We start from the raw sequence: 23,830 nt of genomic DNA on the forward strand, positions 1-23,830 counted from the left end.
AGGCCGTCCAGGTCGAAAGGAGAGAGCGATGAAGAGCAATACGATCGCGATTGCATTGGCATCCCTGCTCGTGGGTGGCGTGGCCGTCGGTGCGTATCACAACAGCCGCGATGCGGTTGATCCGGTTGCAGGTGCGGATGTGCCCGGCGCCGTTGACGCGAAGACCGGCGAGCCGATCGGTGAATCGCGCGACGCGCTGGACTATGCCGACGTCGTCGACGTTCGACCGATCAACGAAACCGGACAGCTCTACGCCACCGTGCTCGGCAGTGAGCCGATCCGCGAAACCATGACCAGCAGTTCGCCGCGCGAAGTCTGTGAGGATGTCGTGGTGCAGGAGCGTCTGCCTGAGCGCGACGGCAATGTCGGCGGTACCGTCGTCGGTGCGTTGGTCGGTGGCCTGGTCGGCAACCAGATTGGCAGCGGCAACGGCCGCAAGCTGGCGACGGCGGCCGGTGCGACCGCCGGTGGCTTCGTCGGCAACCGCGTCGACCGCAACCACGTGGGTGGTCGCGTTTCCGAGCGCGTCGATCGCCAGTGCCGCACCGTACAGGATTCGTCGCAGTCCTCCCGCGTCGTTGCCTACAACGTCAGCTACCGCAATCCGGACGGCACCACCGGTTCGATGCGCACCGACGCCAAGCCGGGCAATCGCATCCTGCTGGGCGACGAAGAGCGCACGGTTGGCTATGACGTGACCTACGTCTACGATGGCACCGAGCGCACGATCCGCATGGACGAGCGCCCGGAAGAGCGTCTGCCGGTCATCAACGGCCGGATCATGACGGCCGCTCTCGAAACACCGGCGGATACGTCGTCGGCGGCGCGCCAGTAACGCGCCACCGTTTGATCGCGTGAACCGAGGGGCCGGCCAACGCCGGCCCCTCGCATGTCCGGGGTCCGCCCGGCACGCGATCGTTGCCACCGATACAATCGGCCGATCACCCTCCGGGACGATCCGCCATGGCCCTGCATCCTTACGATCTGTACGACGTGCGTTCGCTGCTGTCCGACGAGGAGCGGGCCGTGCAGGACGCGGTGGCACGTTTCACCGACGAACGGGTGCTGCCGATCATCGGCGACTGCTTCGACCAGGCGCGCTTTCCGCACGAACTGGTCCCCGAGATGGCCAGCCTCGGCCTGCTCGGCGCGACGCTGCCGGAAGAATACGGCTGCGCCGGACTCAACTCGGTCAGCTACGGGCTGATCTGTCAGGAGCTCGAACGCGGTGATTCCGGGCTGCGCAGCTTCGCGAGCGTGCAGTCCTCGCTGTGCATGTATCCGATCTTCGCCTACGGCAGCGAAGCGCAGCGCCGGCGCTGGCTGCCGGACATGGCCAAGGGGGACGTCATCGGCTGCTTCGGTCTGACCGAAGCGCACGGCGGATCGGACCCGGGGAACATGAAGACCCATGCGAAACGCGACGGCGACGACTGGGTGCTCAGCGGTTCGAAGATGTGGATCACCAACGGCAATCTGGCCCACGTCGCGATCGTCTGGGCGCAGACCGAAGACGGCATCCAGGGGTTCCTCGTAGAAAAGGACTTCGCGGGGTTCACCGCGCAGGAGATCAAGCACAAGATGAGCCTGCGGGCATCGGTGACCAGCGCGCTGTACTTCGATGGCGTGCGCGTGCCGGAGGCCAATCGCCTGCCGAACGTCAAAGGACTCAAGGGTCCGCTAGGCTGCCTGACGCAGGCGCGCTACGGCATCACCTGGGGGCCGATCGGTGCAGCCATCGCCTGCCTCGACGAGGCATTGAATTACTCCAAGGAACGCATCTTGTTCGAGCGCCCGGTCGCGGCGACGCAGAGTGCGCAGATCAAGATGGCGGACTGGGCGCGCCGCATCACCAGCGCGCAGCTGCTGTCGTTGCAGCTCGGCCGTCTGAAGGACGCCGGCAACATGCAGCCTACGCAGGTGTCGCTGGCGAAGTGGAACAACTGCCGCATGGCGATCGACATCGCGCGCGAGGCGCGTGACTTGCTGGGTGGCGCCGGTATCACCACCGAACACAGCCCGATCCGCCATGCGCTCAATCTCGAATCGGTGATCACCTACGAGGGCACCGAGACCGTGCACCAGCTCGTGGTCGGCCGCGAGCTGACCGGCATCAACGCGTTCTGAGATCGAGGCCTCGGGGCGGTGTGCGCACGTCCGGATCCGGTGCCCCTGCAAAGACGTTCCAGGAGACATGACGTGTCGTATCCGGATGTCCAGATTGAGACCGAACGCCTGATCCTGCGCCTGCCGCGGCGCGAGGATTTCGAGGCCTACGCCGAATTTTCCGGCGACGAGGAAACCATGCGTCACCTCGGCGGCATGCAGCCGCCGCCGGTCGCCTGGCGGAGCTTCGCCGGACTGCTGGGCAGTTGGCACCTGCTCGGATTCGGCATGTTTTCGGTGATCGAGAAGACCAGCGGCGACTGGATCGGCCGGGTCGGGCCCTGGCAGCCGTTCGGCTGGCCGGGCACCGAGGTGGGCTGGAGCCTGCGCCGCGCATCGTGGGGGCGTGGATATGGGCCTGAAGCGGCGGTCGCGACGATCGACTGGGCGTTCGACATGCTCGGGTGGGACGAGGTGATCCACACCATCGCGCCGGCCAATACCGGTTCCAAGCGCGTCGCCGAGAAACTGGGCTCGCGCTTCCTGCGCATGGGCCTGCTGCCTGCACCTTTCGACACCGACCAGGTGGAGATATGGGGCCAGTCGCGTGCGCAGTGGCAGGCGGGCAGGGCGACCCGCGCATGACCCTCGTCCACGGCTATTCGCCGTCCGGCAACTGCCACAAGGTGCGTCTGCTGCTTGAGCAGCTGGACCGGCCGTATACGTGGATCGAGACCGACAGCAGTCGCGGCGAGACGCGGACGCCGGCATATCTGGCGAAGAATCCGAACGGCCAGGTGCCGATGCTGGAACTCGACGATGGCCGTGTGCTGGTCGAGTCGAATGCGATCCTGTGCTTCCTCGCCGCCGGCACGCCGCTGCTGCCGAGCGATCCCTGGCAGTATGCGCAGGCCCTGCGCTGGATGTTCTTCGAGCAGTACAGCCACGAGCCCGCGATCGCGGTCGCGCGTTTCATCCGCGGCTGGACCGATGCCGATTCGCCGCGCCGCGCGGAACTGCCCGCGCTGCAGGCGCGCGGGCACCGTGCGCTGGCGGTGATGGACGGCCATCTTGCTGGCGGCGCGGCTTGGTTCTCCGGCAGCGCCTATAGCGTTGCCGACGTCGCACTGTTCGCCTACACCGTCGTCGCGCCTGACGGCGGCTTCGACCTGGCCCCGTATCCGGCGCTGCGCGACTGGCTCGCGCGCGTACGTGGCACGCCGGGTTTCATCGACATGCCGGCGCCCGCGCCGGTCAACGCCGCGAGGCTCGCGGCCACGGACTGAAGGTGACTCGATGTTTGCAGTCGTTCCCGATCCGATCCCGGCCCGCATGAAGGGCCTCAACCGCGCCGAGATCTGCGACGCGAATTTCCAACAGTTCGTCCGCGAATGGGACGGCTCGCGCGACATGGCGCCGGCCGATCACGAGGCGATCCTCACCGGCAGCGCGCTCGATGCACGTAGCTTCCGCGAACTGTTCGAATCGCAGCTGATCAGCCGCCATCTGGATCTGATGGCGCGCGTGCTGCGTGTGCAGAACAAGGTCTTCTACACCATCGGTTCCAGTGGCCACGAAGGCAATGCGATGGTCGCGCGCGCCACGCGGCATACCGATCCGGCGTTCCTGCATTACCGCAGTGGCGGCTTCATGGCCGAACGCTTCCGCAAGGTGCCGGGCATGGATCCGGTAATGGACTCGGCGCTGTCGTTCGCCGCGAGCGCGGACGATCCGGCCAGCGGCGGCCGGCACAAGGTCTGGGGCAGCAAGCCGCTGTGGGTGCTGCCGCAGACCTCGACCATCGCCTCGCATCTGCCCAAGGCGCTCGGCACCGCGATCGCGATCGAGCACGCGCGCCGTATCGGCCATGCGCTGCCCGTGCCCGCCGACAGCATCGTCGTGTGCTCGTTCGGCGATGCGTCGAGCAACCACGCGACCGCGCAGACCGCGTTCAACGCGGCGGCCTACAGCGCGTACCAGAAGCTGCCCGCGCCGGTGCTGTTCGTCTGCGAGGACAACGGCATCGGCATTTCGGTGAAGACGCCGGATGGCTGGATCGCGCGCAACTTCGCGCACCGGCCTGATCTCGACTATTTCGCTGCCGACGGGTTGGATCTGGCCTCCGGCTATGAGGATGTCGAACGCGCCGTCGCACACTGCCGACGCACGCGACGGCCGACCTTTCTGCATCTGCGCACGACCCGGCTCATGGGCCACGCGGGTACCGACTTCGAGATCGAATGGCGCGCGCTGGCGGAGCTGTGCGCGGTCGAGGCCAGCGATCCGCTGCTGCGCAGCGCGTCGATCGCGCTCGAATCCGGACTGCTGTCGAAGAGCGAATTGCTGGATCTCTACGAAGCCATGCGCGTGCGCTGTTTCGCCGCGGCTGAAGACGCCGACAGCCGGCCGCGGCTGACGCGACTCGACGATGTCATGGCACCGCTCGCGCCGTATTCGCCCGAGCGAGTCCATGCCGAAGCAACGCGTGTGCCTGATGCCGAGGCGCGCATCGCGGCCTTCGGCAGCGAGGCTGCGTTGCCCGAACGCCAACCGCCGAAGCATCTGGCGGTGCAGATCAACCAGGCGCTGCACGACCTGTTTGCGAAGTATCCCGAAGCGTTGCTGTTCGGCGAGGACGTCGCGCAGAAGGGCGGTGTCTACACCGTCACCAAGGGCCTGCAGAAAGCCTTTGGCGGGCGGCGCGTGTTCAATACGCTGCTCGACGAGACGACGATTCTCGGCCTGGCGCAGGGCTTCGCCAACATGGGCATGCTCCCGCTGCCCGAGATCCAGTACCTCGCGTATTTCCATAACGCCGGTGACCAGATCCGCGGCGAGGCCGCGAGCCTGCAGTTCTTCAGCAACGGCCAGTACCGCAATCCGATGGTCGTGCGCATCGCATCACTGGGTTACCAGCGCGGCTTCGGTGGGCATTTCCACAACGACAATTCGATCGCGGCGCTGCGCGACATCCCCGGCATCGCCGTCGGCTGTCCCTCGCGCGGCGACGACGCGGCGACGATGCTGCGCACCCTCACCGCGATGGCGAAGGTCGACGGTCGGGTGTGCCTGTTCCTCGAGCCGATCGCGCTGTACATGGCCAAGGATCTGTACGCCGCCGGAGACGGTGCTTGGTCGACGGCCTATCCGCCACCCGATCAGGCGATGCCGTTCGGCGAGGCGCGTGTCTACGATGCAAACGCCACCGATCTGGTCGTGCTGACCTTCGGCAATGGCGTGCCGATGAGCCTGCGCGCGGCGCGGCTGATCGAAGCCGAGCGCGGCTGGAAGGTGCGTGTGGTCGATCTGCGCTGGCTGCTGCCGCTCAACGAAGGCGAGATCGCCCGCCATGTCGGCGAATGCGCCCGCGTACTCGTGGTCGACGAAGGCCGTCGCAGCGCGGGCGTGGGCGAGGGCATCGTCACCGCGATCGCGGAGGCCGGTTTCGGCGACACGCCGTGGCGGCGCGTGGTGGGCGCCGATACGTTCACGCCGCTGGCGGGGGCGGCGTTCCTGGTGATTCCGTCGGAGGCGGACATCGTCGCGGCGGCGCTGACGATGGTGTGAGGCGCTGGCATCGCGACGTGCATTCCCGAGCGTGCCGAGCCGCTTGATTCGGCATGCCGCGTGCGTTCGCCCTCACCCCAACCCCTCTCTCTTGCGGAGAGGGGCTTAAGTACCTGCCAACGGTGGCGCGCAGGATGGGTCGAACGATCACGAAACCCATCGTCCGGACGTCAATCCGCCAAGCGCACCCGCACTTCCACGCGCCGGTTCGGCGCCAGGCACGTGATCAGCGCCTGACCACGCTCGGACGTGCACTCGGTCACCGGCTCGACATCGCCACGACCTACCGCAGTGATGCGGTCCGACAGCACGCCGTGTTCGACCAGATAAGCACGCACGGCTTCGGCGCGGCGGTTCGACAGGCGCAGGTTGCCCTGCTTGTTGCCGATGCGGTCGCTGTGGCCGATCACGTGGACGACATCGAGTGTGCGGCCGGACAGGCGGCCGGCGAGGGCATCGAGTGCCGCGCGGCCCGCGGGGCTGATGTCGCGGATGTCGGCCTTGCCGAACGCGAACAGGCCATCGGCATCGAGCTGTTCGACGAACGCGGTGGGTTCGGGTGGCGGCGGTGGCGGCGCGGGCGGTTGTACCGGCTTGGAGCTGGCGCAGGCGGCGAGTACACACGCGACAACGGACGCGGCAAATGCCGCGGACAGCGAACTGTGCTTCATGACGACCCCTTGGATGGTTCCCCTGATCCATGTCTCCACACGGGCCTCGGCCTGTGCGGCGACGGCTTCGACATTCCCCCGGGCGCGTGCGCCCCCTGTCGCGGCCGAGCATAACAGCCGGATCACGACAGTCGGATGGCGATCAGGGCGGGGCGGAAACGCCCATGGGATCAGCGGGCGAGGCCATCCAGAAGCGGTGTGTCGACGACATCGACCCCGCCGATCTGCAGCGTCGCGTCAGGTCGCTCGAGCGGCAACACGGCCAGCGCGAGATCGCCGGCGACCGACACGACCTTGCCCAGCGCCTGTTCGCCGGACCGCACGTCTTCGCCAGCTGCGGCATCGGCAGCGCCGCGCAGAACGGCCAGTCCGCGTTTTGCCTGGCCGAGGAAGTGCGTACGCGCGACGATCTCCTGTCCGGGATAGCAGCCCTTGGCGACGCTGAAAGCGCCCAGACGTTCCAGCGACAGCTGCTGCGGCGTCCACTGCTCGCGCTGGTCCGCATCGAAGCGGGGCAGGCCGTGGGCGATGTCGAACGCGCGCCAGCGTAGCTGCGCGTCGGCATCGTGTGCGATGTCGGTATCGGCCTCGCGCAGCACCAGCGTGCGTGGCGCACCCGGCGAGCCGAAGTCCAGCTCGATGCCGGCCAAATCGATCGCCGCGGTCGAGCCCTGCGCAATCGAAGGCAATGCGAACCGTCCCGACGCGGAAACGTCGCTGCGCACCTCGATCGAGACCTTGCTGCGGAAGACGTAGCGTTTCAGCGATGTCGCCAATGCATCCACGTCGGCATCGAGCACGATCAGATCGAGCCGTTCCGCGTTGTGCCGGAGCACGGCGAACAGAGCGATAACACGTCCCTTCGGGGTCAACCAACCGCTCCACTGCCACTGTCCGTCGCCGAGCGTCGCGATGTCGCTCATGAACTGTGCTTGCGCGAATGCGATGCAATCGCGTCCGCGAAGCGTCAACGACGCGATGTCTGGAAGCGCGAATGCAGCATCGGAAGTGGATTGCAGCTTGTCTGACATGCCTGTGGGAACTAAAATTGAACGAATGACCAATCCGGACATCATAGGCGAGGACACGGACACACCGTCGTCGACGCCTGCGGAAATGCCTGTTCCGGCATCGCCGCCCGCAGAAGAGATCGGAGGCCGCAACGGTCTCGATCCCACGCGGTATGGCGACTGGGAAAAGAACGGTCGTTGCATCGATTTTTGATCCGTCACGTCGTGTCTGGCGGACAGATCCGCAGTACCAGCCACGCGGCGAGACGCCGCCAGCGAGGAGAGCAGTACAACGATGGCACACCGTAACCGCCCCCTGTCACCGTTCATGCTCGGCACGCTGTATCGCCTGCAGATCACATCGGTGATGTCCCTGATGCACCGGGTCACCGGCATCATCGCCTCGGTCGGTGCATTCGGCCTCGCCTGGTGGTTGCTGGCGGTCGCAAAAGGCGGCGACGCCTATGCGAGCGCTTCGGCCTGCCTCGGTTCGCCGCTCGGCACGATCGCGCTCATCGCGTTCTCGTTCGCGCTGGTCTATCACCTGCTCAACGGCATCCGCCACCTGATGTGGGATGCGGGCATGGGCTTCGAACTGCCGGAGGTCTATCGCTCCGGGTACACCGTGATCACGCTGGCCGTCGTGCTGACTGCCGTGATCTGGTTCATTGCATTGCGGGGTGGCGCATGAGCGAGTCCAAGACGCCGGACCAGGCCGTGCAGCGGCCTGATTTCCGTACGCCGGTCGGTCGCGCACGCGGCCTCGGTTCGGGCAAGACCGGTACCGGTCATTTCTGGTGGCAGCGTGTCACCGCCGTGGCGCTGGTGCCGCTGGTCGCGTGGTTCATCGGCACGCTGGTGTCGCTGGCCGGTGCCGACCTCGTCACCGTGCAGACCGTCATCGCGCGTCCGTTCAACGCGATCGCGTTCGCGCTGTTCGCCATCGCGATGTTCTGGCACGCCAAGCTCGGCCTGCAGGTGGTGATCGAGGATTACATCCACCAGCGCGCGCTGGAGGTCAGCCTCCAGCTCCTCGTCACATTCGCCTGCGCCGCTGGCGCGCTCGCATCGCTGTACGCGATTGCACGCATCGCACTGCTGGGCTGAGAACCACATGACCAACGCTTACAAGATCACCGAACACACCTACGACATGATCGTCGTCGGCGCCGGCGGCGCCGGCCTGCGCGCGACCTTCGGCCTGGCCCACAAGGGCCTGCAGACCGCATGTCTGACCAAGGTCTTCCCGACGCGTTCGCACACGGTGGCGGCGCAGGGCGGCATCTCCGCCGCGCTCGGCAACATGGGCGACGACGACTGGCGCTATCACTTCTACGACACGATCAAGGGTTCCGACTGGCTGGGCGACCAGGACGCCATCCAGTACATGTGCCGCGAGGCCATCCCCGCGATCATCGAGCTCGAGCACCAGGGCGTGCCGTTCTCGCGCACCGAAGAAGGCAAGATCTACCAGCGTCCGTTCGGCGGCATGACCACCGAATACGGCAAGGGCATCGCCCAGCGCACCTGCGCCGCGGCCGATCGCACCGGTCACGCGATCCTGCACACGCTCTACCAGCAGTCGCTGGCGCATGACGCGCGCTTCTTCATCGAGTACTTCGCGCTCGACCTGATCATGGACGAGGACGGCGCCTGCCGCGGCGTGCTTGCACTCGACATGGCCGAGGGCACGCTGCACCTGTTCCGCGCCCAGGGCGTGGTGCTGGCGACCGGTGGCTACGGCCGCGCGTATTTCTCCGCGACCTCCGCGCACACCTGCACCGGTGATGGCGGTGGCATGGCGCTGCGCGCCGGTCTGGGTCTGCAGGACATGGAGTTCGTCCAGTTCCATCCGACCGGCATCTACGGCGCGGGTTGTCTGATCACCGAAGGCGTGCGCGGCGAAGGCGGCATCCTGCGCAATGCCAGCGGCGAGCGTTTCATGGAGCGCTACGCACCGAACGCCAAGGATCTCGCCTCGCGCGATGTCGTCTCGCGTTCGATGACGATGGAAATCCGCGAAGGCCGCGGCGTCGGCGAGCACAAGGATCACATCCATCTGGATCTGACCCATCTCGACCCGAAGGAAATCCACGAGAAGCTGCCCGGCATCGCCGAGAGCGCGCGGATTTTCGCCGGCGTCGACGTCGAGAAGCAGCCGATCCCGGTGATTCCGACCGTCCACTACAACATGGGCGGCATTCCGACCAACTACCACGGCGAAGTCGTGCAGTTGAAGGACGGCAATCCGGATGCGGTGGTCCCGGGCCTGTACGCGATCGGCGAAGCCGCCTGCGTGTCGGTGCACGGCGCCAACCGTCTGGGTTCGAACTCGCTGCTCGACCTGGTGGTGTTCGGTCGCGCGGTGGCCAACCGCTGCGCCGAGACGCTCACGCCGGGCGCGCGCCACAAGCCGCTCGCCAAGGATGCCTGCGACAAGTCGCTGGCCAACCTCGACGCGTTGCGTCACGCGACCGGCGGCACGCCGACCTCGGTGATCCGCGACAACATGCAGCGCACGATGCAGAACGACGCTGCCGTGTTCCGCACCAGCAAGACGCTAGCCGAGGGTGTCGACAAGATCCGCGAGATCCATGCCTCGTTCGCCGACGTCAAGGTCAGCGACCGCTCGATGGTGTGGAACTCGGATCTGATCGAGACCATGGAACTGCAGAACCTGCTGGGCCAGGCGCTGGTCACCATCGTTTCGGCCGAGAACCGCAAGGAATCCCGCGGCGCGCATGCGCATGAGGATTTCCCGGACCGCGACGACGAGAATTGGCACAAGCACACCCTGTGCTGGGCCGACAATGCCGGCAACACGCAGATCGATTACCGCCCGGTGCACATGTATACGCTCGACGACGAAGTCGAAGTCGTGCCGCCGAAAGCACGCGTTTACTGAGCCGGGGAATCCAAATGGCAGAATTTTCGCTTCCGAAGAATTCCAAGGTGCAGCAGGGCCGGCACTTCCCGGCCAAGGGCGCCACGCGCACGCGCACCTTCAAGGTCTATCGCTGGAATCCCGATGACGGCCGCAATCCGTCGACGGATACCTACGAGGTCGATCTCGACAAGTGCGGGCCGATGGTTCTCGACGCACTGATCAAGATCAAGAACGAGATCGATCCGACGCTGACCTTCCGCCGTTCGTGCCGCGAGGGCATCTGCGGTTCGTGCGCGATGAATATCGACGGCACGAACACGCTGGCCTGCACCCGCGCGATCGAGGACTGCAAGAAGGCCGAGGTGCCGATCTATCCGCTGCCGCATATGGAAGTGGTCAAGGATCTGGTACCCGATCTGACCCACTTCTACGCGCAGTACGCCTCGATCCAGCCTTGGATCCGCACGCAGAGCGCAGCGCCGCCGGATCGCGAGCGTCTGCAGTCCAAGGAAGACCGCGCCAAGCTCGACGGTCTGTACGAGTGCATCCTGTGCGCCTGCTGCTCGACCAGCTGCCCGAGCTACTGGTGGAACGGTGAGCGTTACCTCGGCCCGGCAGTCCTGCTGCAGGCCTACCGCTGGATCATCGACAGCCGCGACGAAGACACCGGTGCGCGTCTGGACGATCTCGAAGATCCGTTCAAGCTCTACCGCTGCCACACGATCATGAACTGCGCGCGGACCTGCCCGAAGGGCCTGAACCCGGCCAAGGCGATCGGCGAAATCAAGCAGCTGATGCTGGCGCGTCGCGGCTGAGTGCAGCGAACGCGAACACTGTGTTCGCGGCAGTCGCAACCACGTTGAACGGCTGCGGTCTCTCGTCATCCCAGCGAACGCTGGGATCCATTCTCGCGACGTGGTCTAACGTCAAGATGGACCCCAGCTTTCGCTGGGGCGACGATGTTGCCGTCCGGATCGCCGAGCACTGATTGATCGTGACTGATCTGATTTTCTCGCGGGACGGCGTTCTGACGCCTTTCCGTAGTCGATGCGGCCGCAATGGAGCGCACCATGACCCATGACGACGCCACCGAACTCCGTCGCCTGCGCTGGCGCAGCCGGCGTGGCATGCGCGAGCTCGATCGCTTGTTCGAGCGCTGGCTCGACCGCTGCTGGGCGACATCCACCGAAGCCGAGCGCGAGGTTTTCCGACGGCTGCTGGATTGCGAGGACGATAGGCTCTGGAAGTGGTTCCTCGGCCATGAGCGTTCCGACGATGCGCAGCTCGACACCCTCGTCCAGTCGATCCGGCAGCTCCCGCCCGGCTGAGCCACTGCCGCTGCGGCTGGACTGGCGACCTTCGATCCTGCTGCAGACCATGCTCGCGGTGATCGGCCTCTGCGCCTGCATCGCGCTGTGGCTGTCCGAGCTCCCATTGATCGCGACCCTCTGCGCGATGCCGCTGGTTATCGCCGCGACCCTGCATCGCATCGCCGTCGAGCGACGTGCGCCGGTACGCGCACTCGTGATCGATGCCGCAGGTGCCGCCCACCTCGACGGCGTCGTCCTCGACACGCCGCATCTCGAATGGCGTGGCCCGCTGGCGGTCCTGCTCTGGCGCGACGGTCGCCGCGTGCGTCGACTGCTGTGGTGGCCCGACACGCTGCCACCGCCCGCGCGACGTGAACTCCGTCTGGCCGCTTCCGCGCTGGTTACGCGACCGACACCGGATTCGATGGCACCATAGCGGCGCCCCGGGCGGGCGGCGCACCGGCCCGGCGGCCGCGGACGCCGCGGCCCCCATGACCGGACGTCCATGCTCAGACCCATTCCTGCCGCCATCGGCCTGCGTTATCTCAGGGCCAAGCGGCGCAACGGCTTCATCTCCTTCATCTCGCTGGCTTCGATCCTCGGTATCGCCATCGGCGTGACCGTGCTGATCACGACGCTCGCGGTGATGAGCGGCTTCCAGAAGGAAATCCGCGACCGCATGCTCGGCATGGTCGCGCACGCGACGATCAGCGCCGACGGCGACACGCTGTCGAACTGGCAGCGCGCGGTCGATGTCGCGCGCGAGGATCCCCGCGTCGCAGGCGCCGCGCCGTACGTCGACACGCAGGCATTGCTGCGCGGCCGTCGCAACGAGCCGGCCGCGGTGCGCGCGATCGTGCCCGAGGACGAAGCGCAGGTCTCGGATCTCACCACGTCGATGGTCATCGGCAAGCTCGAGGATCTGCAGCCGGGCACGTTCAACATCGTGCTCGGGCGCGAACTCGCGCTGTGGCTCGGCGTCGGCGTCGGCGACAGTGTCATCGTGACCACCGATTTCCAGGTCACGCCGATGGGCGCGGTGCCGCAGCTCAAACGCTTCACCGTCAGCGGCATCTTCGAAGCCGGCTATCAGGATTTCGACCGGCGCCTCGCGGTGGTCAATCTCAGCGATGCGCAGCGGCTGCTGCGCATTGGCGACGGCGTCACCGGCGTGCGCCTGAAACTGCACGACATGGACCGCGCGCAGCAGGTCACGCGCGATCTCGTGCACAAGCTCGGCGGCGTGTACCGGGTGAGCGACTGGAGCATCGAGAACGCGAACATGTTCCGGGCTTTGAAACTCGAGAAGACGATGATCGGCATCCTGCTGTCGCTGATCATCGTCATGGGATCGTTCAATCTCGTCGCCTCCCAGGTGAGCCTGGTGACCGACAAGCAGGCCGACATCGCGATCCTGCGCACGCTGGGGCTCACGCCCGGCGGTGTCATGCAGGTGTTCATGGTGCAGGGCACGATGATCGGCGTGATCGGCACGATCCTCGGCATCACCGGTGGCCTGCTGCTGACCTTCAATCTCGAACACATCCTCGGTGCGATCGAACGCCTGTTCGGCGTCGTGCTGATGCCCGAGGACGTCTATTACGTGACCGGCCTGCCGATCGATCTGCAGGTCAGCGATGTGGTCATGATCGCCAGCGTCGCGCTGGTGATGGCCTTCGTCGCGACGATCTATCCGGCGCTGCGCGCGGCGCGCACGGCACCGGCGGAGGCGCTGCGCTATGAGTGACACGATCACGGCTGCACCTACGACCGCGCCCGACACCGTCGTGCTCGCGGCCGAAGGCCTGGGCAAGACCTACGCCGAAGGCACGTTGAACACACCTGTGTTCGACGGCCTGGACTTCGCGGTGCGCGCCGGCGAGACCGTCGCGATTCTCGGTGCATCCGGCGCCGGCAAGAGCACGCTGCTGCATCTGCTCGGCGGGCTGGATACGCCGACCGCAGGCGAGGTGTACGTGTCGGGGCAGAAGATGAGCGCGCTGTCGAACGCGGCCCGCGGAACGCTGCGCAACCGGTCGCTGGGCTTCGTCTACCAGTTCCATCACCTGCTGCCGGAATTCACGGCACTTGAGAACGTCATGCTGCCGGCGCTGCTCAACGGTGCCAGCGATGCCGACGCCACGAAACGTTCGCGCGATCTTCTGGAGACCGTCGGTCTCGGCCATCGGCTCGCCCACAAGCCGGGCGAGCTGTCGGGCGGCGAGCGTCAGCGTGCGGCGGTGGCGCGGGCGCTGGTCAACAAGCCGGCCTGCGTGCTCGGCGACGAGCCTACCGGCAACCTCGACGAACGCACCGCGGCAACGGTGTTCGAGCTGATGCTCGAACTCAATCGCGCGCAGCACACCAGCCTGGTGCTGGTGACACACGACCGCCGACTCGCGCGCAAGCTCGACCGGGTCATGGAACTGCATCAGGGCAAGTTGCGCGAGGTCGCGAAAGACGACGTCTGAGGCGCGACCTGTAGGAGCGCGCTGGCGCGCGATGGGCGTCACCGGCAACACCTCTTCGCACGTCAGCGCGCTTCTACAGATCCAGTTATTCGCTCGGCTTCGCCGCTTCCGCCGGTCGCTGCGTCGCGGCCCGGCGTGACAGCACCGCTTCGCGGTGCGCGATGTAACCGTTCGCACCGAACACGATTCCGGCGCCGATCGCGGTCCACATGTCGATGACCTCGCCGAACAGCAGCCAGCCGAACAGCACGACGATCGGCAATTGCACGAAGCTGATCGGCTGCAGCGCCGACACCTCGCCCAGGCGCAGCGCGCGCGTCCACAGCCACTGGCCCAATGTGCCCAGCACGCCGGTCGCGATCAGCCACAGCCACACCGTCGGGCTCGGCCAGACCCACTGGAACAGGGCCGGTATCAGCGACAGCGGCACCCACAGCAGGTAGGTGTAGAACACGATCGTGTCGGGCGGATCCAGCTTCGAGAGCTGCTTCATCTGGATCGCGACGAGGGCGGCGAGCAGCGCGCCGACCACCGGCACCAGCATCGCGGCCGTGAACGCCACGCCCGGTCGCAGGATCACCAGTACGCCGAGAAAACCGGCGGACACCGCCATCCAGCGTCGGATACGCACGATCTCGCCGAGCCAGATCACCGCGGCGATCGTCGCGAACAGCGGTGCCGCATACGACAGCGAGATCGCCTGCGACAGCGGCAGATGGCCGATCGCCCAGAACGCGCACAGCATCGAGCCCAGACCGACCACGGTGCGGATCGCGTAGCGGCCCAGATTGTGCGTGCGCGGCAGACCGGCGCCGCTGCGCAGGATGATCGGCAGCAGGGCGAGCAGGCCGAAGAAGTTGCGGAAGAACGCGACTTCGGTGGTCGGAATGGTCGCCGATGCGTAGCGGATGGCGATGGCCATCAACGCGAACGCCGAGGTGCTGCCGAGCATCAGCAGCGCGGCCTGTCCCTGCACGGTCGCGGGGCGCCAGCGGAGCAGGGCGCGTGCGCTCACCACGCCGCGCCGACGATTTTCGGTTCGGGTTCCAGCGCCACGCCGAAGCGCATCTGCACCGAGGCCGCGATGCGTCGCGCCAGCCCCAGCAGTTCGGTGCCCCGTGCGTTGCCGTGATTGACCAGCACCAGTGCATGGCCCGGCGCGACACCCGCGTCGCCGTCGCGATGGCCCTTCCAGCCGCAGCGATCGATCAGCCAGGCGGCCGAAAGCTTGCGCAGGCCCTCATCGACTGCGAACACCGGAATGCCCGCGTGCGCGGAGACCAGTGCGGCGGCCTGCGCGGCAGGCACGATCGGATTCTTGAAGAAGCTGCCGGCGTTGCCGATCACCGCAGGGTCCGGCAGCTTGCTGCGGCGGATGTCGATGACAGCTTCGGCCACGTCGAGCGGACGGGGCGCGGTGATGCCGCGCGCGGCCAGCACATCGCGCAGGCCCGCGTAATCGAGCACCGGCTGCGCGAAGCGGTGTAGCGCGAATTCCACAGTAGTGACGATCCAGCGATCCGGCATCTGCTTGAAGACGCTGTCGCGATAGCCGAAGCGGCAGGCGTCGCGATCGAGCCGCACGAAGTTGCGCGTGTCCTGGTCGAAGGCTTCGACCGCGACCACGTGTTCGCCGACCTCGACGCCGTACGCGCCGATGTTCTGGATCGGCGCGGCGCCGACCGTGCCTGGAATCAGCGCAAGGTTCTCCATGCCGCCGAGCTCCTGCGCCAGCGTCCACAGCACGAAGCCGTGCCAGTCGGCGCCCGCAGCAGCGCGCACGACGACGCGCTCGCCATCGTCGGAGACCACGGTGCGTCGCGCATCGATGATCGCGAGTGCATCGACGGCGTCGCCCGCGAACAGCAGATTGCTGCCGCCGCCGATGACCAGCGGGCGTGCATCGCCGTCGAGCGCGGCGAGTGCCTGCGGTACGGTCGCGGCATCCAGCACCTCGATCAGCCGGCGCGCATGCGCGGCCACGCCGAAGGTATTGCGCGGGCGCAGATCGGCCGGCTGCAGCAGACGGAAAGAAGTGGACATCGGTGCGATCAGCGGCTGGGCAGGTTGCCGCGACTCGGCGCCTCTCGTCGACGGCGGATCGCCTCGACGCAGTCGCCGATCAGCGCCGGCCCACGGTAGACCAGGCCCGAATACACCTGCACCAGCGATGCGCCTGCAGCCATCTTCTTCACCGCATCGGCGCCCGAGAGAATGCCGCCCACGCCAATCAGCGGAATCTCGCTGGCGAGGCGCGTGCGCATCATCCGCAACACGGTCGTCGACTTGTTCATCAGTGGCTCGCCGGACAGCCCACCGGTCTCGTCGGCGCGGCGGTCGTCCTGCACGCTGATGCGCGAGATCGTGGTGTTGGTGGCGATGACGCCATCGACATGCAGATCGGACAACACGCGGGCCGCGGCCTCGATGTCGTCGTCGCTGAGGTCGGGCGCCACCTTGACCAGCAACGGGACGCGCCTGCCGTGTTGCGCGGCCAGCCGCTCCTGCGCCTCGCGCAGCGTGCCGATCAACCGGCGCAGCGCCTGCTCTTCCTGCAGCTCGCGCAGGCCGGCGGTATTGGGCGAGGAAATGTTGACGGTGATGTAGTCGGCCAGCGGATACACCCGCTCCATGCAGAACAGGTAATCGTCGGCCGCCGATTCGTTCGGCGTGTCCTTGTTCTTGCCGATGTTGATCCCGAGGATGCCGGCGCGTTTCGCGCGGCTCACGTTGGTGACCAGCGCATCGACGCCCTGGTTGTTGAAGCCCAGACGGTTGATCAGGCCGCGGTGGCGCGGCAGCCGGAACATGCGCGGCTTCGGATTGCCGTCCTGTGGCCTGGGTGTGGTCGTGCCGATCTCGACGAAACCAAAACCCAGCGCGAACAGCGCGTCGATATGGTCGCCGTTCTTGTCGAGCCCGGCGGCGAGGCCGACGGGATTCGGGAACTGCAGACCGAAGGCTTCAGTCGGCAGCGGCTGCGGCGGCGTGGCGATCAGCGACGACAGACCCACGCGATGCAGCGCGTCCATCGCCGTCAGTGTCAGACCGTGTGCGCGCTCGGGATCGAGCCGGAACAGCAGCGGACGTGCGCTCGCGTACATCAGGACGCCGCTGCGATCACGGCCATCAGGCCGCCGAAGAACAGAAAGACGAACAGCAGGCCAATGACCGTCATTGCCACCATCAGATACCCGAGCACCAGACCTGCGACGGCCAGACCATCGCCGTCGAGCGCTTCGGGACGACGGCGGATCTCGCCGCGGGCCAGATGCCCGGTGACGATCGCCACGACGCTGCCGATGACCGGCAGCAGTGACCAGCCGAGCAGGCCGGCGACGAGACTGACGATCGCCATTGCGCTGGTGCTGCGATAGACCGCAGGCGTGTTCATGCGCGAGGGCCTCGCGTCGGATCGCATGCAGACGAAGCTGACACGCAGGTGCACATCGCGGCAGGCATGCAGGCCGGAAGTCGCAGCGCCATCGGCGGCGGTCCAGGGAAAGCGGGGGGAGACACGATTATTCAGACACCAGGGCATCGCGCGCAAGCGCGCAGACGCCGCGGACCGGAATCCGCGGCGCCCGGGATCGACCTTAGAGGTCGAACTTGATGCCCTGGGCGAGCGGCATGGAGTCGGAGTAGTTGATCGTATTGGTCTGGCGGCGCATGTAGGCGCGCCACGCGTCCGAACCCGATTCGCGACCGCCGCCGGTTTCCTTTTCGCCACCGAATGCGCCGCCGATTTCCGCGCCGCTGGTGCCGATGTTGACGTTGGCGATGCCGCAATCCGAACCCCAGGCGCTCAGGAACTGCTCGGACGCGCGCAGGTCGGTCGTGAACAGCGACGACGACAGGCCCTGCGGCACGTCGTTCTGCAGATCGATCGCTTCTTCCAGATCGCTGTACTTCATGACATAGAGGATCGGCGCGAACGTTTCGGTCTGCACGACCTCGGCATCGTTGGTCAGCCCACTGATCAGCGCCGGCAGCACGAAGTTGCCCTTGCGATCGTCGAGCGCGCGGCCGCCGCTTTCGATCGTGCCGCCGCTGGCCTTGGCCTTGGCGACCGCATCGAGATACGCCTGCACACCATCGCGGCTGTTGAGCGGGCCCATCAGGTTGGCGGCGTCGGTCGGATCACCGATCTTCTTCTCGACCTGGCCATAGGCGGTCTTCAGCTTGGCCAGCACGTCATCAAAGATCGACTCGTGCACGAACAGGCGGCGCGTCGTCGTGCAGCGCTGGCCGGCCGTGCCGACGGCGCCGAACACGATCGCCGGGATCGCCAGCTTCAGATCGGCGGTCGGGTCGACGATGATCGCGTTGTTGCCGCCCAGCTCCAGCAGCGAGCGGCCCATGCGCTTGGCGACGCGCTCACCGACGTGGCGGCCGACCTTAGTCGAACCGGTGAAGCTGACCAGCGCGACGCGCTTGTCGTCGACGAAGGCCTGCGCGAGATCGCTGCCGGCATCGTTGAACAGGAAGAAGATGTCCGGGAAACCGGCCTTGTTCAGCGCCTCGTTGCAGATCTTCATCGACGCGATCGCGGAGAGCGGCGTCTTCGGCGACGGCTTCCAGATCGAGATGTTGCCGCAGACCGCGGCGACCAGCGCGTTCCAGGCCCACACCGCAACCGGGAAATTGAACGCGCTGATGATGCCGACCACACCCATCGGGTGCCACTGCTCGTACATGCGGTGGCCCGGACGCTCGGAGTGCATCGTCAGGCCGTAGAGCTGACGCGACAGGCCGACGGCGAACTCGCCGATGTCGATCATTTCCTGCACTTCGCCGTCGCCTTCCGGCTTCGACTTGCCCATTTCCAGCGCGACCAGCGAACCCAGCGCGTCCTTGTGCGTGCGCAGCGCGTCGGCGCACAGGCGCACCGCTTCACCGCGGCGCGGGGCCGGCGTCTTGCGCCAGATCTTGAACGCCGCCTGGGCGCGCTCAACGATCAGATCGTAATCGGCCTGTGAGCTGGCCTGTACGCGGGCGAGCACTTCGCCATCGGTCGGGTTGATGGGCTCGATGACGCCGGCATCGCGGGTCTTCGACCACTCGCCGTTGCCCAGGTAGGTGCCCGATTCGGTGCCGGACAGGCCGAGCGCGGTGAGGACGGAATGGGTCATGGACAGAACTCCTTGTGAGCGGACGCCGCCGATAGGACAACCGGCTGGCGTACGGTGGGAAGCGGCGCGACGCGGCGCAGGGCCGGTAGGGGAAGTCGCGGTTGGTGACCCCGGCCCGATTCGAACGGGCGACCTTCCCCTTAGGAGGGGGACGCTCTATCCAGCTGAGCTACGGGGCCGTGAAGCCGTACAGGATACCGGACTGCCGCAGCGCCACGAAACCATGGGTCCGGCTGCGTACAGGGCGGGCCTCAGCAGTGCCCGGCGGCCAGCTCCACGCAGTCGCGGCCGTTGGCCTTGGCGGCGTACAGCGCGCGGTCGGCGTTGCCGAGCGCGTCGTCGACGCCGGTATCTGCCGTCGGCTCGATCACGTGCACGCCGAGACTGGCGGTGACCCGGATGCAGGTCTCGCCACTGTCGAACGGCTCGTCGCCGAGCGCGTGGCGGATGGATTCGGCGACGGCGCCGGCAGCTGCGAGATCACAGCCGGGAATCGCGGCCACGAACTCCTCGCCACCGAATCGCGCGAGCAGGGCGTCGTGCGGGCGCAGGATGCGACCGATACGACGTGCGGCCCAGCGCAGGCAGTCGTCACCGGCCAGATGGCCATGGCGATCGTTGATCGACTTGAAGTGGTCGAGGTCGATCATCAGTACCGCGAGTGGCGTCCCAGTCTGCTTCGCCTGTTGCGCGAGATCGCGAACGGCCTCGTGGAACCAGGTGCGGTTGTAAAGGCCGGTCAGGCCATCGCGGCGGCTGGAATCGCGCAGGCGGGCGTGCGCCTCTTCCAGCTGCAGCAGGGTGCTGCGCACTTCCTGGGTGCGCTGCGCGACCTTGCGTTCGAGCCTCTGGTTGGCCTCGGCGGTGATGCGCAGGTTCTCGTGGCGCAGCGCGGCGTAACGGTGGCCCAGCGCGATCGACAGCAGCAGCATCTCCAGTGCCGAACCGATCTGCACGCCGTATTCTGTGACGAAGTTCTTTGGCAGCATGCCGAACGCCAGCAGGGTGAACACCGCGGTGCCGAGCAGGAACATCGACCACGCGAGCAGCAGCAGCGAGGCCGGGGCGTACCCGCGACGCAGCACGACGATCGTCGCGATGACGATGCCGACCACACCCAGCAGCACCGCGCGCGAAGCGACAGGCGTCGAGATGCGCAGCGGTAACCAGATCGACGCGATGCCGAACAGCACGAAAAACGTCATCAGCGCGAGCAACAGGACGTTGCCGCGCGGCCAGCGTCGTGGGAGTTCGAGGAATGTGCGCGAGAACTGCAGCATCGCGATCAGTGCCAGGCAGATCGAGATCGGCACCATGTGATCGGCCATCCACGAGGATCCCGGCCACAGGTATTCGAAGCCCAGACCGTTGAGCGTGAACAGCACGAGGCCGAATGCGGTGACGTGGCACAGATACCAGAAGTAGCTGGCATCGCGCAGTGACAACCACAGCACGAGGTTGTAGAAGAACAGCGCCAGCATGATCCCGTAGTACAGGCCGATCGCCAGCTGCGCGTCGCGCGAGACTTCGGTGAATGCCTTCGGTGTGTAGAGCTGCAGCGGCACCTGCATCGAGCTCTGGCTGCGCACGCGCACCAGCAGATCGACCGGTGCGCCGACCGGCAGTTCGAAACTGAAGTTCGGATGCCGGTAGCGCACGCTGCGCGAGGCGAACCGACGGTGGTCGCCACCGGCAAGGTGCAGCACGCGACCGTCGGCGTAGCGCACGTAGAGATCGACTTCGTCGCTGAGCGGATATTCCTGCACCAGCATCCAGCGCGGGTCACCGGGTTTGCGATTGACCACGCGCGCGTGGAACCAGAACGTGCCGTGCTGGAACCCGAACGCATCGGCGCCACCGGGCAGCGGCGCCATGCCGTTCACGTCGACCCGTTGCCAGGCGGTAGCGAGGTCGTCGATGTCGTCGCGGTCGTGGTAGTGGCCCAGCTGCGACGAAAGCGCGTAGCGATCGGTCGCGGGCGTCAGCACGACGTCGCTGCGCGCGAGCGCCGGTGCACCCAGCGGACAGCACAGGCATGCCAACAACAGCCAGCATCGCCACCTCCGCATCGCCCTGCCGATCAGCGTCATCCTGTCGCCCCCGTGTTCCATGCCGCGCCGCATCGGCCATATCCATGGCCTTCGAACGCGGCAAGCGTAGACCAGCGGCCGGGCGAAATCATCCGGCGGCATAATCCGCCGATTCCCCTGCAACACAGGTGTCGCCGATGTCGCCTATTCACCGTCGCCGGTTCGTGCCGACCGCACTCATCCTGCTGTCTCTGTCGACAGGCGTCGCGTTCGCCTGCGACGCGGGTCGCGTGGTCGGCACGCAGGCCGATGGGCGCAGCGCAGGCGTGCCGGGCGTGCGTGTGTCGGATGGTCGTCACATCGTTGAAACCGACGCGGACGGGCGCTTCGAAGGCCTATCCGGCGACGACGCGCCGGTGTTCGTCATCAAGCCCGCGGGCTGGACGCTGCCGCGCGAAGGAGCGAATCCCGCGTTCTGGCGCGCGGCCGGCAGCAGTGGCGCCGCCTGCACGTTCGGGCTGCAGGCGGGCGAGGCGGCGGGTCCACTCGATGTCGCGGTGTTCGCCGATCCGCAGACCGGAACCGCCGATGAAGTGGGCTATTACGACCGCGCCGTGGTGGAGGCCGCGCGTGCCGTCGGCCCGTTCGGGCTCGGCCTGATGCTCGGCGACGTCACCAATGACGATCCCGCACTGTATCCGCTGATCGATCGCGCGACCGCGCGTCTCGACACGCCGTGGCTGCATGCGCCTGGCAACCACGATCTGGATTTCGAAGCCGCGGACGACGCGGGTTCGACTGCGTCGTTCCGCGCCGCGTATGGCCCGGAGACCTATGCGTGGGAAACGCCGCTGGCGAACGTGCTCGTGCTCGACAACGTGATCTATCAGCCGGGCGCGCGTCCGTCCTACGTCGGCGGTCTGCGCGAGGATCAGTTCGCATTCGTCGAGGCCTACCTCGCCGACGCACCGGTCGATCGCCTGCTGGTCGTCGCCGCGCATGTGCCTTGGTTCGACACCGCGTCCGCCGGCGCACCCGAGACCATGCGCAGCGCGGATCGCGCGCGTCTGTTCGCGGCGCTGCAACGCTATCCGCATGTGTTGCTGCTGACCGGCCATCGCCACACGCAACAGCACGTGCATCACGACGCGGCCAACGGCTGGCACGGCGCGACGCCGCTGCACGAGTACAACGTCGGCGCGGTCAGCGGCGCGTTCTGGAGCGGCGCGCCCGATGCCGATGGCATTCCGGACGCGACGATGGCCGACGGCACGCCGAACGGCTTCGCCACGCTGCACATCGAAGCCGATGGCGACTACCGCCTTGACTGGTATCCGGCGCGCAGTTCCGACGATCCGGCCACCACGCAGGCGATGGCGCTGCATGCGCCGCGCGTATTGCGGCAGGGCGCGTATCCGGCCTGGGGCGTCTACGCCAACGTCTACATGGGCCAAGCCGACACGCGGGTCGAGTTCCGCGTCGGCGATGGCGCCTGGGCACCGATGCGCCGTGTCGAACGCGCGGATCCGCGCCTGCTGCTGGAGAACGCACGCGATGATCTCGCCGATGCGTTGCGGGGGCTGGATCGTTCGCCGGAAGCGACGCCATCGATGCATCTGTGGCGTGGCGCGCTGCCGACCGACCGCGAGGTCGGCGAGCACGTGGTGGAGGTCCGTGTAGTCGACGTCTGGCAGCGCGAACAGCGTGCGCACACGACGTATCGCCTCGACCGTTTCGAACGCATTGGTTCCAGACCATGAGCGCCGCACCGCCCGACGGCTTGCCGGTGCAGGCATTCGCTGACGAGGCAGCTTGGGAAGCATGGCTGCTCGCGCACGCGGAGGCCGCCGGGCTGTGGTTGAAGATTGCCAAGCAGGGCAACGCCACGCCGTCTGTGACGTATGCGCAGGCGCTCGATGTGGCGCTGTGCCATGGCTGGATCGACGGTCAGAAGCGCGGCTTCGACGATGCGTGGTTCCTGCAGCGCTTCACGCCACGACGCACGCGTAGTCTGTGGTCGGCGCGCAACGTCGCGCATGTCGGACGTCTGCACGCGGCCGAGCGCATCGGCCCGGCGGGGCAACGCGAAATCGACGCGGCGAAGGCGGACGGTCGCTGGGACGCGGCCTACGCCGGCGCAGCCTCGATGGCGGCACCGGATGAACTGCAGGCGGCACTCGTGACGACGCCCGGCGCGCAGGCCGCATTCGACGCGCTCGACCGGACCAACCGCTATGCGGTGTGCTTCCGGGTCGCGACGTTGAAGACTGCGGCCGGACGCGTGCGCCGGGCACAGGCGCTTGCGGACATGCTCGCGCGTGGCGAGCGTCTGCACGGCTGATCCGCTGGATCGCACGCCACAAAGAATCGCCTCGCGCGATTCGTGACGTCGCAACGCGACGGCCCAAAGAGTGGCTGCCATGGATTGCGGCCACAAAAAAACCCGCACTTGGCGGGTTCTTCGAAGATGACCGGCTGGCGCGCGAAGGCTGGCGGGCGGGTCGTGCGCGTCGCTGGCTGGCGATGGCTGGCTGGCGGCGCGGTGGGAGTCTATCGAGGCACCGCAGCGCAATGACGAAACGAGAATCAGTCTCGGCGCAATCAGACGTGACGAGCGATGCGGAGGGCCCCCCAGCCTCAATCGCG

At 67.0% G+C, this 23,830-nt stretch carries 24 protein-coding genes and 1 tRNA gene; 16 read left to right on the top strand and 9 right to left on the bottom strand.

Features of this window, described 5'->3' with window-relative positions:
* Positions 1-28: 28 nt before the first annotated feature.
* The 5 genes from ACZ9YD_RS05555 (at position 29) to ACZ9YD_RS05575 (ending at position 5,673) form a co-directional block, all read left to right on the top strand.
* Positions 29-835 (top strand): glycine zipper 2TM domain-containing protein, encoded by an 807-nt coding sequence (locus tag ACZ9YD_RS05555; RefSeq protein WP_465074129.1) that lies wholly within the window; start codon positions 29-31, stop codon positions 833-835.
* Positions 836-963: 128 nt separating this feature from the next.
* Positions 964-2,127 carry an acyl-CoA dehydrogenase family protein gene (locus ACZ9YD_RS05560; protein WP_465074130.1) on the top strand — a complete coding sequence of 388 codons (1,164 nt, stop codon included), beginning with the start codon at positions 964-966 and terminating at the stop codon, positions 2,125-2,127.
* 72 nt (positions 2,128-2,199) lie between these two features.
* Positions 2,200-2,751: a GNAT family N-acetyltransferase gene (locus ACZ9YD_RS05565; protein WP_465074131.1), complete on the top strand. Its 552-nt coding sequence runs from the start codon at positions 2,200-2,202 to the stop codon at positions 2,749-2,751.
* Positions 2,748-3,392, top strand: a complete 645-nt coding sequence (locus tag ACZ9YD_RS05570; RefSeq protein ID WP_465074132.1) for a glutathione S-transferase family protein — start codon at positions 2,748-2,750, stop codon at positions 3,390-3,392. Before ACZ9YD_RS05565 ends, ACZ9YD_RS05570 begins: the two co-directional genes overlap by 4 nt.
* Before the next feature lie 10 nt (positions 3,393-3,402).
* Positions 3,403-5,673 carry a thiamine pyrophosphate-dependent enzyme gene (locus tag ACZ9YD_RS05575; RefSeq protein ID WP_465074133.1) on the top strand — a complete coding sequence of 757 codons (2,271 nt, stop codon included), beginning with the start codon at positions 3,403-3,405 and terminating at the stop codon, positions 5,671-5,673.
* A gap of 170 nt (positions 5,674-5,843) precedes the next feature.
* On the opposite strand, the gene ACZ9YD_RS05580 is transcribed toward ACZ9YD_RS05575, so the two are convergent.
* On the bottom strand, positions 5,844-6,344 hold the full coding sequence (locus tag ACZ9YD_RS05580; RefSeq protein ID WP_465074134.1) for an OmpA family protein: 501 nt from the start codon (positions 6,342-6,344) through the stop codon (positions 5,844-5,846).
* Positions 6,345-6,514: 170 nt separating this feature from the next.
* Entirely contained in the window at positions 6,515-7,375 is an 861-nt protein-coding gene (gene ygfZ / locus ACZ9YD_RS05585; protein ID WP_465074135.1) for a CAF17-like 4Fe-4S cluster assembly/insertion protein YgfZ, read from the bottom strand.
* On the opposite strand from ygfZ, the gene ACZ9YD_RS05590 reads away from it, so the two are divergent.
* The 9 genes from ACZ9YD_RS05590 (at position 7,257) to lolD (ending at position 14,022) form a co-directional block, all read left to right on the top strand.
* Positions 7,257-7,568, top strand: coding sequence for a DUF1674 domain-containing protein (locus tag ACZ9YD_RS05590; protein WP_465074136.1), 312 nt, complete (start codon positions 7,257-7,259; stop codon positions 7,566-7,568). The two genes, ygfZ and ACZ9YD_RS05590, sit on opposite strands and share 119 nt — an antisense overlap.
* Before the next feature lie 81 nt (positions 7,569-7,649).
* The gene (gene sdhC, locus ACZ9YD_RS05595) at positions 7,650-8,045 is read left to right on the top strand and encodes a succinate dehydrogenase, cytochrome b556 subunit (protein WP_465074137.1); all 396 of its coding nucleotides are present in this window, start codon (positions 7,650-7,652) and stop codon (positions 8,043-8,045) included.
* Positions 8,042-8,461: a succinate dehydrogenase, hydrophobic membrane anchor protein gene (gene sdhD / locus ACZ9YD_RS05600; RefSeq protein ID WP_232135772.1), complete on the top strand. Its 420-nt coding sequence runs from the start codon at positions 8,042-8,044 to the stop codon at positions 8,459-8,461. Before sdhC ends, sdhD begins: the two co-directional genes overlap by 4 nt.
* A 7-nt stretch (positions 8,462-8,468) precedes the next feature.
* A complete protein-coding gene (sdhA, locus tag ACZ9YD_RS05605) occupies positions 8,469-10,259 on the top strand; it encodes a succinate dehydrogenase flavoprotein subunit (RefSeq protein ID WP_465074138.1) in 1,791 nt (596 codons plus the stop codon).
* A gap of 14 nt (positions 10,260-10,273) precedes the next feature.
* Positions 10,274-11,056, top strand: a complete 783-nt coding sequence (locus tag ACZ9YD_RS05610; protein WP_465074139.1) for a succinate dehydrogenase iron-sulfur subunit — start codon at positions 10,274-10,276, stop codon at positions 11,054-11,056.
* 255 nt (positions 11,057-11,311) lie between these two features.
* Complete coding sequence (locus ACZ9YD_RS05615; protein WP_465074140.1) at positions 11,312-11,569, top strand: FAD assembly factor SdhE; 258 nt, start codon at positions 11,312-11,314, stop codon at positions 11,567-11,569.
* Positions 11,502-11,987, top strand: a complete 486-nt coding sequence (locus ACZ9YD_RS05620) for a hypothetical protein (protein WP_465074141.1) — start codon at positions 11,502-11,504, stop codon at positions 11,985-11,987. The genes ACZ9YD_RS05615 and ACZ9YD_RS05620 overlap by 68 nt, the downstream gene beginning before the upstream one ends.
* Positions 11,988-12,056: 69 nt before the next feature.
* Complete coding sequence (locus tag ACZ9YD_RS05625) at positions 12,057-13,298, top strand: lipoprotein-releasing ABC transporter permease subunit (protein WP_232150128.1); 1,242 nt, start codon at positions 12,057-12,059, stop codon at positions 13,296-13,298.
* The gene (lolD, locus tag ACZ9YD_RS05630; RefSeq protein WP_465074142.1) at positions 13,291-14,022 is read left to right on the top strand and encodes a lipoprotein-releasing ABC transporter ATP-binding protein LolD; all 732 of its coding nucleotides are present in this window, start codon (positions 13,291-13,293) and stop codon (positions 14,020-14,022) included. The genes ACZ9YD_RS05625 and lolD overlap by 8 nt, the downstream gene beginning before the upstream one ends.
* 85 nt (positions 14,023-14,107) lie before the next feature.
* Here lolD and ACZ9YD_RS05635 read toward each other — a convergent pair whose 3' ends face one another.
* From ACZ9YD_RS05635 to ACZ9YD_RS05665, 7 genes are all read right to left on the bottom strand, one after another.
* The gene (locus tag ACZ9YD_RS05635; RefSeq protein WP_465074688.1) at positions 14,108-14,974 is read right to left on the bottom strand and encodes a DMT family transporter; all 867 of its coding nucleotides are present in this window, start codon (positions 14,972-14,974) and stop codon (positions 14,108-14,110) included.
* Positions 14,975-15,033: 59 nt separating this feature from the next.
* Positions 15,034-16,065 carry a UDP-N-acetylmuramate dehydrogenase gene (murB, locus tag ACZ9YD_RS05640; RefSeq protein ID WP_465074143.1) on the bottom strand — a complete coding sequence of 344 codons (1,032 nt, stop codon included), beginning with the start codon at positions 16,063-16,065 and terminating at the stop codon, positions 15,034-15,036.
* Positions 16,066-16,073: 8 nt separating this feature from the next.
* Positions 16,074-17,126 carry a quinone-dependent dihydroorotate dehydrogenase gene (locus ACZ9YD_RS05645; RefSeq protein WP_465074144.1) on the bottom strand — a complete coding sequence of 351 codons (1,053 nt, stop codon included), beginning with the start codon at positions 17,124-17,126 and terminating at the stop codon, positions 16,074-16,076.
* Positions 17,126-17,416: a DUF4190 domain-containing protein gene (locus tag ACZ9YD_RS05650; RefSeq protein WP_465074145.1), complete on the bottom strand. Its 291-nt coding sequence runs from the start codon at positions 17,414-17,416 to the stop codon at positions 17,126-17,128. The genes ACZ9YD_RS05645 and ACZ9YD_RS05650 overlap by 1 nt, the downstream gene beginning before the upstream one ends.
* A gap of 202 nt (positions 17,417-17,618) precedes the next feature.
* The gene (gene amaB, locus ACZ9YD_RS05655; RefSeq protein WP_465074146.1) at positions 17,619-19,154 is read right to left on the bottom strand and encodes an L-piperidine-6-carboxylate dehydrogenase; all 1,536 of its coding nucleotides are present in this window, start codon (positions 19,152-19,154) and stop codon (positions 17,619-17,621) included.
* Between the two features lie 102 nt (positions 19,155-19,256).
* Positions 19,257-19,333: transfer RNA gene (locus ACZ9YD_RS05660), tRNA-Arg, on the bottom strand.
* Between the two features lie 72 nt (positions 19,334-19,405).
* A complete protein-coding gene (locus tag ACZ9YD_RS05665) occupies positions 19,406-21,199 on the bottom strand; it encodes a sensor domain-containing diguanylate cyclase (RefSeq protein ID WP_465074147.1) in 1,794 nt (597 codons plus the stop codon).
* Positions 21,200-21,381: 182 nt separating this feature from the next.
* Between ACZ9YD_RS05665 and ACZ9YD_RS05670 the strand changes: the two genes are divergently transcribed.
* Positions 21,382-22,944 (top strand): calcineurin-like phosphoesterase C-terminal domain-containing protein, encoded by a 1,563-nt coding sequence (locus ACZ9YD_RS05670; protein WP_465074148.1) that lies wholly within the window; start codon positions 21,382-21,384, stop codon positions 22,942-22,944.
* Entirely contained in the window at positions 22,941-23,525 is a 585-nt protein-coding gene (locus tag ACZ9YD_RS05675; protein ID WP_465074149.1) for a YdeI/OmpD-associated family protein, read from the top strand. The genes ACZ9YD_RS05670 and ACZ9YD_RS05675 overlap by 4 nt, the downstream gene beginning before the upstream one ends.
* Positions 23,526-23,830: the final 305 nt, after the last annotated feature.

This window comes from Luteimonas sp. AC640a, from assembly GCF_979256585.1.